Annotated in this window: 17 protein-coding genes; 11 read left to right on the top strand and 6 right to left on the bottom strand. The window is 36.0% G+C overall.

What is annotated here, in order from left to right; genetic code table 11:
* Positions 1-43: 43 nt before the first annotated feature.
* The 7 genes from ACFSAH_RS01570 (at position 44) to ACFSAH_RS01540 (ending at position 5,760) form a co-directional block, all read left to right on the top strand.
* The gene (locus ACFSAH_RS01570; RefSeq protein WP_379660927.1) at positions 44-460 is read left to right on the top strand and encodes a 6-pyruvoyl trahydropterin synthase family protein; all 417 of its coding nucleotides are present in this window, start codon (positions 44-46) and stop codon (positions 458-460) included.
* 245 nt (positions 461-705) lie between these two features.
* The gene (locus ACFSAH_RS01565; RefSeq protein ID WP_379660926.1) at positions 706-1,233 is read left to right on the top strand and encodes a YceI family protein; all 528 of its coding nucleotides are present in this window, start codon (positions 706-708) and stop codon (positions 1,231-1,233) included.
* A 129-nt stretch (positions 1,234-1,362) separates the two neighbouring features.
* Positions 1,363-2,058, top strand: coding sequence for an SIMPL domain-containing protein (locus ACFSAH_RS01560; protein ID WP_379660925.1), 696 nt, complete (start codon positions 1,363-1,365; stop codon positions 2,056-2,058).
* A 257-nt stretch (positions 2,059-2,315) separates the two neighbouring features.
* Complete coding sequence (locus ACFSAH_RS01555; protein WP_379661037.1) at positions 2,316-3,359, top strand: hypothetical protein; 1,044 nt, start codon at positions 2,316-2,318, stop codon at positions 3,357-3,359.
* A 167-nt stretch (positions 3,360-3,526) separates the two neighbouring features.
* Entirely contained in the window at positions 3,527-4,024 is a 498-nt protein-coding gene (locus ACFSAH_RS01550) for a hypothetical protein (protein WP_379660924.1), read from the top strand.
* Positions 4,025-4,592: 568 nt separating this feature from the next.
* A complete protein-coding gene (locus ACFSAH_RS01545) occupies positions 4,593-4,976 on the top strand; it encodes a hypothetical protein (RefSeq protein WP_379660923.1) in 384 nt (127 codons plus the stop codon).
* Positions 4,977-5,115: 139 nt separating this feature from the next.
* Complete coding sequence (locus ACFSAH_RS01540) at positions 5,116-5,760, top strand: sigma-70 family RNA polymerase sigma factor (protein ID WP_379660922.1); 645 nt, start codon at positions 5,116-5,118, stop codon at positions 5,758-5,760.
* 160 nt (positions 5,761-5,920) lie between these two features.
* Here the strand turns inward: ACFSAH_RS01540 and serS are convergent, their stop codons facing one another.
* A complete protein-coding gene (serS, locus tag ACFSAH_RS01535; protein ID WP_379660921.1) occupies positions 5,921-7,192 on the bottom strand; it encodes a serine--tRNA ligase in 1,272 nt (423 codons plus the stop codon).
* A gap of 150 nt (positions 7,193-7,342) precedes the next feature.
* On the opposite strand from serS, the gene rsmI reads away from it, so the two are divergent.
* The 4 genes from rsmI to ACFSAH_RS01515 all read left to right on the top strand — a co-directional run bounded on the left by rsmI (position 7,343) and on the right by ACFSAH_RS01515 (position 10,018).
* On the top strand, positions 7,343-8,014 hold the full coding sequence (rsmI, locus tag ACFSAH_RS01530; RefSeq protein ID WP_379660920.1) for a 16S rRNA (cytidine(1402)-2'-O)-methyltransferase: 672 nt from the start codon (positions 7,343-7,345) through the stop codon (positions 8,012-8,014).
* Positions 8,015-8,409: 395 nt separating this feature from the next.
* On the top strand, positions 8,410-9,282 hold the full coding sequence (gene sucD / locus ACFSAH_RS01525) for a succinate--CoA ligase subunit alpha (protein WP_379660919.1): 873 nt from the start codon (positions 8,410-8,412) through the stop codon (positions 9,280-9,282).
* A gap of 273 nt (positions 9,283-9,555) precedes the next feature.
* Positions 9,556-9,816 carry a peptide-methionine (R)-S-oxide reductase gene (locus ACFSAH_RS01520; protein ID WP_379660918.1) on the top strand — a complete coding sequence of 87 codons (261 nt, stop codon included), beginning with the start codon at positions 9,556-9,558 and terminating at the stop codon, positions 9,814-9,816.
* Positions 9,764-10,018 carry a peptide-methionine (R)-S-oxide reductase gene (locus ACFSAH_RS01515; protein ID WP_379660917.1) on the top strand — a complete coding sequence of 85 codons (255 nt, stop codon included), beginning with the start codon at positions 9,764-9,766 and terminating at the stop codon, positions 10,016-10,018. Before ACFSAH_RS01520 ends, ACFSAH_RS01515 begins: the two co-directional genes overlap by 53 nt.
* 233 nt (positions 10,019-10,251) lie before the next feature.
* On the opposite strand, the gene ACFSAH_RS01510 is transcribed toward ACFSAH_RS01515, so the two are convergent.
* The 5 genes from ACFSAH_RS01510 to ACFSAH_RS01490 form a co-directional block, all read right to left on the bottom strand.
* Positions 10,252-10,473: a DUF2795 domain-containing protein gene (locus tag ACFSAH_RS01510; protein WP_017258669.1), complete on the bottom strand. Its 222-nt coding sequence runs from the start codon at positions 10,471-10,473 to the stop codon at positions 10,252-10,254.
* A 72-nt stretch (positions 10,474-10,545) separates the two neighbouring features.
* Positions 10,546-11,097, bottom strand: a complete 552-nt coding sequence (locus tag ACFSAH_RS01505; RefSeq protein WP_379660916.1) for a cob(I)yrinic acid a,c-diamide adenosyltransferase — start codon at positions 11,095-11,097, stop codon at positions 10,546-10,548.
* 99 nt (positions 11,098-11,196) lie between these two features.
* Complete coding sequence (locus ACFSAH_RS01500) at positions 11,197-11,892, bottom strand: ABC transporter ATP-binding protein (protein WP_379660915.1); 696 nt, start codon at positions 11,890-11,892, stop codon at positions 11,197-11,199.
* Between the two features lie 75 nt (positions 11,893-11,967).
* Entirely contained in the window at positions 11,968-12,255 is a 288-nt protein-coding gene (gene gatC, locus ACFSAH_RS01495; protein ID WP_379660914.1) for an Asp-tRNA(Asn)/Glu-tRNA(Gln) amidotransferase subunit GatC, read from the bottom strand.
* 27 nt (positions 12,256-12,282) lie between these two features.
* Positions 12,283-12,867 carry a lysophospholipid acyltransferase family protein gene (locus ACFSAH_RS01490; RefSeq protein WP_379660913.1) on the bottom strand — a complete coding sequence of 195 codons (585 nt, stop codon included), beginning with the start codon at positions 12,865-12,867 and terminating at the stop codon, positions 12,283-12,285.
* Positions 12,868-13,103 lie beyond the last annotated feature (236 nt).

The following is a 13,103-nucleotide window of genomic DNA, read 5'->3' as shown; positions in this document are numbered from 1 at the left end:
ATTTCTATCCCTATTAATACGTATACTTTCATAAATTTGTTTTATGAGAAAGAAAATTGCGGTTTTCAGAAGAGAGCAGTTTAATGCTGCACACCGATTAAATAATCCCGATTTATCTGCTGAAGAGAATGAAAGGATTTTTGGAAAATGTAATAATCCCAATTACCACGGGCATAACTACATTTTAGAATTAAAGGTTGTGGGCTACCCCGATGAACAAACCGGATATGTGATAGATATGAAAATACTATCAGATATTATACATGAGCAAGTTGTCAGACGATTTGACCATAGAAATCTTAATCTGGACACACAAGAATTCAAAAATCTAAATCCAACGGCTGAAAATATTGCTATTGTTATCTGGAATCTAATCAGACCGCATATAGCTGCTGAACTGGATTTATACGTAAGACTTTTCGAAACGGAAAGGAATTTTGTAGAGTATCCGATAGTTTAAGATAATTTCAAAGTATCACAAACCCCATACAAACACTGGGCTGTATCATAAAAATTATCATTTCCATAATTCGACATTTGTGATGTTGATTTCTATGAACAAATTACTTTTGATACAGTCCATATCTTCAATACCTTGCTATTATTTTCCAAAAACAAAACAATAAAAACACAACTAATTTCTCTCCCTCAAAGAAACAAACAGGTGATTTATATTGTTAAATATATCCATTAAAAACAATAATTATGGAAAATAAAGCTTCATGGGTTTTAGACCCATCACACAGCGAGCTTACTTTTAAAGTAAAGCACATGATGATCAGTAATGTGAAAGGCGAGTTTAAAAACTTTAACGTTCATATCAATGGGCAAGATCTTTTGACCGCAGGTATTACGGCAAAAATTAAAACAGCATCTGTAGACACCAATAGTAACGATAGGGACAACCACCTTAAAAGTGCAGATTTTTTTGATGCTGAAAAATATCCCGAAATGATATTTGAAAGCACCTCATTTAAACAGAAAGATGATGACGAATACGAACTCAAGGGAAAACTGACCATTAAGAATATTACAAAAGAGATTAAGTTGGAAGTGGAGTTTGGCGGAATAGGAAAAGATCCCTGGGGTAACGAAAAAGCCGGTTTCTCTGTATCTGGTAAGATAAACCGAAAAGACTGGGAACTTAACTGGAATGCCGCTCTGGAAACAGGCGGTGTATTGGTAAGCGATGAAGTAAAAATAAATGCTGATTTACAATTCGTTAAACAATAGTTGTCGTTTTTACGGGCCTATACTGTCGCACAAGGCAAGACTATAGCGTATTTTCTAAAAAAACATAAAAAAGTTTATGGAATTTGTATAATGCTTGCATCTTACAGAAAACATAAAATAAGAAGTATTATGAAAAAGTTAATAATTGCGGCAATCATTGCCTGTACAAGTATCTCAGCATTCGCTCAGAACATTGATCTTAGAAAAAAAGTTGAAGTAAACGGAACTGCAGAAACAGAGATTACTCCCGATGAAATTTACATCTCTATTTCATTGAAAGAGTATTTTAGAGACAACAAACGTAAAACAACAATTGTTGAGTTAGAAAAACAACTGCAAACTGCCGTAACCAAAGCTGGTATAGCAAAAGAAGATTTTATGATTAACAATGTATCCAGTAGTACAGATTATTGGAACAAAAAGAAAGACCCTAGCTTCTTAGCCAGCAAACAATACAAGTTAAAAGTAAAAGATCTTAACAGCTATAATCAGATTATAGAATCTGTAGACCCAAAAGGAATTGCTTCTACGCATATAGATAGTTATAGCCACTCTAACATTGTTCAATTAAAAAACGATTTAAGGGTAAAAGCTTTAATGAATGCTAAGAATAAAGCAAAAGCATTAACAGATGCTTTAGGTGACAAATTGGGTTCTGTATTGATTATACAGGATTATAATAGCGATTATAATCAACCTGTAAGAGAATTTCTGATGGCAGCAAAAGCAATGGATAGTAGCGGTGCTGGTGAAGAGTCATCAGATATTGAGTTCAAAAAAATAAAATTGCAGTACTCTATCAATGCTACTTTCGAAATTAAGTAATTAAAAAAGCTAATAACTCAATAAACAATTAGCCAAAGAGCTGTATCAAAGAGAAATTTCCTTCTTAAGTGCGCATGGAACAGCCTCCTCCACTGCGATCGGGATGGCAAGTTCTTTTTTTGATACAGCTTTTTTACTGATGTCAAATCCATATCCTTTTTCACACTAAAACTGCACTTGCTCATCATTCCGAAAAAAGAGCTATCAGTATCAGACATTTTTTATCATGTACTAAAAAATGTACCTTATATTTGAATATGGTACTTGAAGACAGAAAAGACGTTCCCTCCAAGAAAAAGTTTAGCTACCCGGTAAATGCAACGCTTAGAAAATACCTTGAAAAATATGATAGAGAGGTAAAGCTACCTGTCAGGTATAGTGACATGTTACGTTTTAATCTGTCAGTTCCACTTTTAGATAATAATGGTGTAGATACATTATGGCATACCGTGTATTACGACGAGTCCGAAATGCAGGATCTATTTCCAGGATTAGAATACATTTATGCTTTATTGAGAGCATCAGGCCGCATGGAAGTTATGGAACACCTTTCTGTAGCCCGGATAGATTACTGTTCTTTTGGTAACTCCAAACCTTTTCGTGTGCGCATCATTAACAGATTTAACGACAATTACGACCATTTTTACGTTAAAGTAGCTGATGCCTCACGTGTTTACGGACTGGAACTTGAACATGTACTATCTCCCAACCGTATCAATTATCTTACTGATGGCGACACACTTATAGAAGAGCATATAGCTGGTATGCCCGGTGATATTTTTATTAAACAGGCAGTTAAAGACACCGTCTTCAATAAAACCAGAATATGCAAAGAATTTGTCAAGTTTAATGAAAGGTGCTTTGTACGGCTTTTAGGAGATATGCGCTCTTATAATTATGTAGTAGATATTACGCCAGACATAGAAGGAAACCAGTATCGTATCCGCGCTATAGATTTTGATCAGCAATCTTATGAAGGAAGATTAAAGTTCTATCTCCCCCACTTCTTTAAAGAAAATAATAAGATTGTATTTATGGGAATAGGACTCGTGAGCGAAACGTCTATGCTGCAATACCAACAGGAAGAACGATCTATTATAAGACACCGGGCCAGACTGGGACAGAAAAGACTGAAAGAAATTTTTTATATCATGGGAAAAGAAAAACTGGCACCCGAAGAAAAAATCATCAGCCTGGGAAAAGAGTTAACGGCTTATCATCAGAATGGATTATTCGGAAAAATACGTTCTATGGGTGGCTTGGTTAAAGAACATCTATTTGCTTGTTTGTTCAACAAATAGTAATAAAGTAATTACTCTAAATCAGATAAGAGCAAGAAAAAAACTTTATTCTTTTCAGGAGTAGCTTTACAACTCATCAAACCCTATTATTTACAAAAAGCTGTATTCAGAACAATCAATTACGCCTTTTAAACGTTATAGAGGTAATTAAACAACAGATATCTAATATGAAAAATTTAATCAAACTACTCAGCCTGTCTTTTATTCTTACTACAGGACTAATGTCTTGCGCTTCAAAACAAGGTGCCACTCAACAACAAACCACAAGCGTATCCAAACAAAACATCAGTGGTTTATGGACAGTAACAGACGTGTATACAGAGGGTTTCCCTTTTGATTATACTATCAGGAATGCTTTTGACATGGCTCCATACGAATCTTTTAAAGGTAGTTCATGGAAGTTATATGGCAGCGCAAAAGGTTATATCACTCTTACTAACGGTAATAGTGAAAATATTTATTGGGATTTAATAGACAATGGCACAAAACCTCTTTTCCAGTTCAAGAAGGTTCCTGACGGAGAAAAGGCAAGAAACATACGAGAAGGTTACCAAATGGAAATCGATATAAAAGATAAAACACATATGGTGCTCAGTTCGCCATTTCCAATAAACAACGGAAGTACTGCTTACATCGTTTATCATCTCGAAAAAGTTGGTAAATAATTAAAAGGTCATACTTTTTATGACTAGCCTTTTAAGGAAATAATCCGTCCCCTTAAAAGGCTAGCTATATACCATTCCCACTCAAATCAGCATAGTATAACCACTCAAAACAAACTGATAATAAGCCGGGTAGTTCTTTTTCATATAACAATACACAAAAATGATCTCGTTAACTTTACGAACTAACCACTCTTTCTTTTAAAACCTGTTTTTTAGTAAATTAGATCTAACTATATTCAGTATTTCTTAAACATACTATTCTTCTAGAACACCTAAAGTCCATAAAAGTCCGCTAAACTCTGTGAAAGTCCGCAAAAGTCCATTTATATACAGGGCTTGCTACAATCTTGGTCCAATCACTGTATACTCCCGCTCTGGATATGATTTGATATATCATCCCTTGGTTTCGAAAGAATCTCAAACCAGAATAAGATTAGTATAACAATTATTTGTTTGTTAAGCCATTGATACCGAATAGAAAAGTTTAATTACAGCATTCAAAAAACTACTCTTTTTGTAACTTTTTCTTTCCTCGCTTACCCTAAGGGTATATAAAAACATAAATAAAATGGAAAGTAAAAATTCTCAACAGTCATTATTGCAAACGCTTAACCTGTTAAAAGCTACATTTGTAATTGTTCCCATTGTCGCAGGAGCAGATAAATTCACGAATTTACTTACCCATTGGGATCAGTATCTAAATCCATCTATAATAACATTGCTTCCTGTTTCCACCTCTACCTTCATGATGATTGTGGGAGTAATAGAAATTATAGCAGGTATAATTGTCCTGAGAAAAGCCGAAATTGGAGGATACATTGTAGCTGCATGGCTCACAGCTATTGCCTTAAGCTTAATAATCGAATTCCATTATGTAGATGTAGCTATTCGCGATCTTGTGATGGCAATCTCAGCTTTTTCTATGGCAAGAATATCGAAGTTCATTAAATAAATTGCATAAACTACGGGATACCCCCTTACAAATGCAAAGAGGTTGTTTTAAAAAGTTAAGACATCCTAAAACAACCTCTTACCTTAATTTATTATGTATTTTAGATATAACACTTTAAAATCAATCATTCCCTAGTGACATGATAACAACCTCGGAAAAACTTAGCGAAACAGATATCATTGAACGAATTCTGGCAGGAGAAAAATCTCTTTATGAAATTATAGTGAGGAGGTATAACCCGTTTCTGTATAAAGTAGGTCGATCATATAATTATAATCATGAAGACTCGCAAGACCTCATACAGGAAACCTTTATTGGCGCATATAAAAGTTTATCGCAATTTGAAGGACGTTCGGACTTTAAAACTTGGATTATTCGTATCATGATGAATAATTGCTACAGAAAGAAAGAAAAATCGAGTTTCAAAAATGAAATGGTACAGGATATAAATGACAACGCAAAGCCTATGTTTAGTAATTCAAATAATGATACGGGAAAAGTCATTCAAAATCGGGAGTTGGCGCGTATAATAGAAGAAGCTCTTAGTAAGATTCCCTTCGACTATAGAGTTGTGTTTTCATTACGGGAGATAAACGGCCTTAACATATCGGAAACTGCAGATTTATTGAACATCAGCGAAAGTAATGTTAAAGTAAGACTCAATCGGTCAAAAGCCATATTAAGAGGCGAGATAGAAAAAGCATATTCCAGCCAGGAACTCTTTGAGTTTAATTTAATTTATTGTGATGCAATAGTTGAGTGGGTTATGAAAAAAATAAATTAACAAAGGGTACAGAATAAGGATAAAAGAACAATATAGCCACTCGGATATCCATCAAGTCATTCCAAACTAATTCAACTAATGACTCAAAGAACTAGTATACCAAAATACCTGAAAAGGTATTTCCCCAGACTTCCGTTTTTACATCAGTCCGGGGAAATAACTATTTAATAATATCAAATCCTACATAAGGGATTAGCACCTCTGGTACTCTAATTCCATCTTCTGTCTGATTATTTTCCAATATAGAAGCTAAAATTCTGGGTAAAGCTAAAGCACTACCGTTTAAGGTATGCGCCAATTGTGGTTTGCCTTCATTTCCTTTAAAGCGTAATTTCAGACGGTTAGACTGGTAAGTTTCAAAGTTAGATACAGAAGAAACTTCTAACCAGCGTTGCTGCGCAGCACTCCAAACTTCCATATCATAGGTTAAGGCAGATGTGAATCCCATATCACCGCCACATAATCTTAACACCCTATAGTGCAAACCTAATTTTTGGAGTAGACCTTGTACATGTAAGCTCATTTGCTCCAACACATCATAAGATTGAGACGGATGTACCACCTGTACAATCTCTACCTTATCAAATTGATGCAAACGATTTAAACCTCTTACATGGGCTCCGTAAGAACCAGCTTCTCTTCTGAAACAGGGGGTATACCCACAGTTCTTTACAGGAAGTTGCTCTTCTTTTAAAATTACGTCTCTATAAAGATTGGTAATAGGTACCTCTGCGGTAGGTATTAGATATAAATTATCCAATCCTACAAAATACATTTGTCCTTCTTTATCTGGTAATTGTCCGGTTCCAAAACCTGAGGCTTCGTTTACCAGATGAGGTACCATCATTTCTTCGTAGCCTGCTTTATCAGCTTCTGCTAAAAAAAAGTTAATGAGTGCGCGTTGTAACTTTGCACCTTTACCTTTATATACAGGGAAACCTGCTCCGGTAATTTTAGTACCTAATTCAAAGTCTATCAGATCGTATTTTGCAGCCAAGTCCCAATGGGCTTGTGCATTTTCTGGTAAATCAGGGGCTTCGCCATGGGTTAATACCACTTCGTTGTCTTCAGCAGCAATACCTTTTGGAACAGATGAGTGCGGAAGATTAGGTAACTGCACAATCTTATCATGCATTTCCTGTTCTAATGCCGCTAACTCTTCGCTTAGCCTTTTAATATCATCTTTTGCAGCCGTAGTTTTGGCTTTTATGGCTTCTGCTTCTTCTCTTTGGCCAGCTTTCATTAACTCGCCTATTTTTTTAGCTGCGGCATTTGCTTCTGCCTGTAATGCATCTCCCTGCGATTGCGTAGAACGTCTCTTTTCATCTATAGCTATAATTTCGTCTACCAATTCGGGCTGACCAAAATTTCTTACACTTAAACGTTCAAGGACATGCGCTCTATTTTCGCGGATATAATTAACTTGCAGCATATTTTGTTTTTTTGACAAAAATAGAATTTAAATTTGTTTTTTCGTTGTTCGATATTCGTCTTTCGATGTTCGTTATTCGTTGTTTGTTGTTCGATGAACGGCAGACGATAAACGAGAGACGATGAACGACAAACGAGCAACGACAGTAATATGAAAGGAAAACTATACCTGGTACCCACGCCTATTGGCAATTTAGACGATATGACATTCAGAGCGGTAAAAGTATTGAAAGAGGCCGACATTATCTTAGCAGAGGACACCAGAAACTCGTCGCCCATGCTTAAGCATTTTGGTATAGATAAGAAATTATTCTCTCATCATCAGCATAATGAGCATAAGGCTGTTAACGAGATCATCAGATTCCTGAATGAGGGAAAAATTATAGCATTGATTTCTGATGCGGGTACTCCTGCAATATCAGATCCGGGATATTTGCTTAGCAGAGAGGCCATAAAGAATGAGATCGAGATAGAATGCCTACCGGGGGCAACTGCATTTGTACCGGCATTGGTAAACTCGGGACTTCCCAATGATCGTTTTGTTTTTGAAGGTTTTTTACCTGTCAAAAAGGGAAGGCAAACCCGATTAAAAGAATTGGCATCTGAAAAAAGAACTATGATTTTCTATGAATCGCCGCACCGCTTACTTAAATCGTTGGATGAATTTATCGAATATTTTGGGGAGGACAGACAAGTTTCTGTTTCCAGGGAATTAACTAAAATGTACGAGGAGACAGTAAGGGGAAGCCTACTTGAAGTGAAACAGCATTTTATGAATGGAACCGTGAAAGGTGAATTTGTGATTTGCCTGGCGGGTAGTTAGTTATTAAGTGATTGAATTATTAAACTATGAATGATGAACTATTCTTAACTATGAACTATCAGACTTCCAGCTTTATTAACTATGAATGATGAATGGATTAGAATGTTGAGTTTTTAATGCTTAATGTTTGAAATGATGGACTATTAAGCTATGAATGATGAATTATCCTTAACTATGAACTATCAGACTCCTAGCTTTATTAACTATGAATGATGAATGGATTAGAATGTTGAGTTTTTAATGCTTAATGTTTGAAATGATGAACTATCGACTATGAACAATGGACTATGAACTAATAAGGTTGGTCATGTAAATCCCACTTCTTCGCATTATTCTTAGAAATCTTTTGGTATTCAATGCGATTATCTTAGTTTTGCCCATACAAAAATTCAACCATGAGTGTACTTGTAAATAAAGATTCAAAAGTTATTGTTCAGGGTTTTACCGGTAACGAGGGTACTTACCATGCTACCCAAATGATCGAATATGGAACCAATGTTGTTGGAGGTGTTACGCCGGGTAAAGGTGGTCAAACACACCTAGACAAACCTGTTTTTAATACTGTAAAAGATGCGGTAGAAAAAACGGGTGCAGATGTATCCATTATTTTCGTACCTCCGGCATTTGCTGCAGATGCTATTATGGAAGCTGCAGAGGCTGGTATTAAAGTAATTGTTTGTATTACTGAAGGTATCCCTACAAAAGATATGATTCAGGTTAAAGAATACATCAGCGATAAAAATTGCCGTTTAATTGGACCTAACTGTCCGGGTATTATCACCGCTGACGAGGCCAAAATTGGTATTATGCCTGGATTTATCTTCAAAAAAGGTAACGTAGGTGTAGTTTCTAAATCTGGTACTTTAACTTATGAAGCGGTAGACCAGGTAGTAAAAGCTGGTTTAGGTATTACTACTGCTATAGGTATTGGTGGTGACCCTATTATTGGAACTCCTACTAAAGAAGCTGTAGAATTATTAATGAACGATCCTGAGACCCACGGTATCATCATGATTGGTGAGATTGGTGGTGGAATGGAGGCTGAGGCTGCTCATTGGATTAAAGAACATGGCACTAAACCTGTAGTGGGCTTTATTGCTGGTCAAACTGCGCCTCCGGGACGTAGAATGGGCCATGCGGGTGCTATTGTTGGTGGCGCAGATGATACTGCTGCTTCTAAAATGAAAATTATGAGAGAATGTGGTATTACTGTAGTAGAAAGCCCGGCAGAGATTGGTGCTGCTATGGCTAAATTATTAGGTAAATAACTGTTCTTTAAAATATTTTATCAGAAAGGGGTTGTATTAAAAGGACCTTGTCATCCCGAACGTAGTTGAGGGATCTTTTTCAGAAATACTTAGAGAAGAGTTTTCTCTTTGCTGTACTCACTGAAATGACAACGTTTTTATTTTTCATACAACTCCTTTTCTTTTTTCTTTCCTTCTGTTCCTGTACCTCCATCTTCTGATAAGTTTCAGTAAAGAAATACCGTTTCCATTTTTTATACGTTAACTTTGTTATTTGATTGGAATATAAAAGCGATGCGACTATTCTTTTATTTTTTGCTGTTAGGTATAGGCCTGAACGCCTGTGCACAGGATAAAACACCTGCTAACGAAAAACAATCAGCTTACAACAATCTCACTAAAGAGGAAGAACGGATAATAGTTAACAAAGGTACAGAAGCTCCTTACTCTGGCAAATACTTATACCATAAACAACAGGGCACATACCTTTGTAAAAGATGTAATGCTCCGTTATATCGTTCTTCCAACAAGTTTGATGCTGATTGGCTGGCCTAGTTTTGATGAGGAAATACGAGGGGCTGTTACACGAATTCCGGATGTAGACGGACGACGGATAGAAATCATTTGCACTCAGTGCAAGGCTCACCTGGGTCATGTATTTTATGGTGAGAATTTCACTTATAAAAACACCAGACATTGTGTCAACTCTATTTCATTGAGTTTTAGAGCTGACAGCTCTAAAAACCACAAAAAGTGAAAAGCCACAAAGTACAGCAATCAAAAAAGGAAACGTCTAAAAGGTTACTGCCAGCCTGAGCGAAGTCCAAAACTTTCTCAAAAAGCTTCAAGTTTTCTCCAACAAATCGGAATAAACTCTGTTAAGTCACCGAAATGACCTACACTTCGACTTTAAAAAACCTTCTTTTCAGACAATCACCTGACATCTTGTGATGTACCTTGTGGCTAAAATGAATGTTTAAGATTCCTTGCCTAATACTCATCTTCATTAAAGAAGAAGTCGTCTTTAGTCGGATAATCTGGCCAAATCTCCTCTATATTTTCGTATGGTTCTCCATCATCTTCCAATGCCTGTAAGTTCTCTATAACTTCCACAGGAGCACCAGAACGGATACCATAATCTATTAACTCATCTTTAGTAGCAGGCCATGGTGCATCCTCTAAATGTGATGCTAACTCTAACGTCCAATACATATATTTAGAATTTTAATTTATTCGCAAAACTAATTTAATATTTAAAAGTTCCTAAAAAAGTTATCCACATTTTTATATTCTAGGAATCCATTTATTTTCTTCTATACCGTTATCTATATTCAATTTTCTCGAAAGTACAAAAATATAGTCAGAAAGTCTGTTAAGATACTTTATAACAATATCCTCTACCGGTGAAACTTCTGCTAAACCAACCACCAAACGTTCGGCTCTACGACACACACATCTTGCCAGATGACAAAATGATGATGCAGCAAAACCTCCGGGAAGTACAAAATGTTTTAATACAGGTAATTTTTCAGAAGCTTTATCCATCTCTGTTTCCAATAATAAAACATCTTCTTCCCTTAAATCCGGGAGTTTCTTATGCCCCTTTTCCGGATCGGTAGCCAATATCGCACCAATAGTAAATAACCGATCCTGAATTTCCTTCAGTAATTCCTTAGTATGATGATCAATTTGTTCCTGATCTCTAATCAAACCGATATAGCTATTCAACTCGTCTATTGTTCCATAAGCTTCTATCCTTAGATCAGATTTAGAGACACGGGTTCCTCCAATCAATGAGGTTTGCCCTTTATCTCCCGTCTTTGTATAAATCTTCATCTATGCTAAATAAACTTTTAATTTAAGCAGTATGAGGTCTACCATGAGGTGGCAAACAACACCTGTATTTCTTTCAAATCATTTACGACCGCAAATAAATTAAGTTTTTTTGATTAAACTATCGTCTTCTACCAAACCATCTCGCATTCTTACAATTCTGTGAGCATGTTGGGCTATATCTTCTTCATGGGTCACCAAAATGATGGTATTGCCTCCCGAATGAATATTTTCCAGTAAGCCCATAATTTCGATAGATGTTTTGGTATCCAGGTTACCGGTAGGTTCATCTGCCAGTATAATCGAAGGGTTGTTAATTAAAGCTCTGGCAACAGCCACTCTTTGTCGCTGACCGCCAGAAAGTTCGTTCGGTCTATGGTGTAAGCGGTGCTCCAGTCCTACATTAATAAGCGCTTGAGTTGCTCTTTCATCTCTCTCTTTTTTATTTATACCTGCATAAATCAAGGGTAATGCCACATTATCCAGTGCCGATGAACGCGGCAACAGGTTAAATGTCTGGAAAACGAAGCCTATTTCTTTGTTTCTGATGTTAGCCAATTGGTTCTCCGTCATGTGACTTACATTGGTACCATTGAGTATGTAATCGCCTTGACTGGGCGTGTCCAAACATCCCAAAATATTCATCAATGTAGATTTTCCAGATCCCGAAGGCCCCATTAAAGCTACAAATTCACCTTTCTGTATAGACAGACTTACCGAGTTAAGCGCATGTATCACTTCGGTACCAATGACATACTTTCTTCCTATGTTTTTAATTTTAATGATTTCTTCCGTCATCTTAAAAATACTGTGCCTCACAGGCTTCAAATATGTATTTGACTAAACTTTTAACCTAAATGTTACAAAAAGCCTCTATTTTATCACTTTTGGAACAATAAAATAGTCATCATTCTTTTTCGGAGCATTAGAAAGCGCATCTTCTTTTGAAATTTCCTGCACCACTTTATCGGGCCTTAACACGTTAATTTCTTCATTCAAATGAATTAAGGGTTCTACGCCTGTTACATCTACCTCGTTCAGCTTGTCCATAAAAGACAAAATCTTATTTAACTCGATAATTGAACGTTCCTTTTCTTCCTCACTGAGTTCCAATCTGCTCAAATGCGCTATTTTTTCTACTGTTTGCTTATCTATTTCCATGACTATTAAATCCAGAATACCTCTTGATTACTTATTATAACTCAGTTTCGAATGTACGATTTCAAAGACTTTATTTTTAAGATTTTCTTCATCTTTTAATGTCAACCCGATTGTTTCTATAGGTTCGTGAACATAAATATGGCTAATACCTGGTTTACTTCCATATTTCTTTCCATCATCCCATAATAACTCCCAATTATTTCTTAGGCTAACAGGAACAATGGCCACTTTGTTTTCAATAGCCAATTTAAAGGTTCCGTTTTTAAAGGGCATTAAGCGAGGCGGGTAATGATCCTCTATGGCTCCTTCCGGAAAAATCACCAGACTTAACCCATCCTGCAAACGCTGTTCTGCTTTTTTCAATGCTCTGTATGCGCCAATTTTACTTTCTCTATCTACTGGAATATCGATGGTCTGAAAATACCTTCTGGTAAAAATACTATCCAGCAGCTCATGCTTTCCCATAAAAAAATAATTCCCTTTTAAAGTTGCGCTCAATGCAAAAATATCCAGGTTAGAGCTATGGTTAGCACAAAAGATATAGGTTTTATCCCAGTTTAATATTGTTTTATAATGAACTTTATAGATAATCCCCGAAAAAAGGGACGCCATATAGGCATTTGTTCTCCGAATAAAATTAAGGGATTTGTAACGGGATTTTTTTTGTGAAAAAAAATACAGAAAAGGATAAAGTATAAAAAACCAAACTGCCAGCTGAAACAGGTAATAATACCTATGCAAAACCCTAAGTTTTCTTTTCATTCTTCTGTTTTTATCTTTTTACGGTAAGCAAATAAACTCTGGCCCATTTAAATATTTGTAGATGCAAAGCTGTCAACATTTATTCA

The sequence above is a fragment of the Pseudopedobacter beijingensis genome (assembly GCF_042678145.1).
Lineage (GTDB): Bacteria > Bacteroidota > Bacteroidia > Sphingobacteriales > Sphingobacteriaceae > Pseudopedobacter > Pseudopedobacter beijingensis.
Note: the sequence above shows the minus strand (reverse complement) of the source record. Positions and strands in the feature narration are given on the sequence as shown.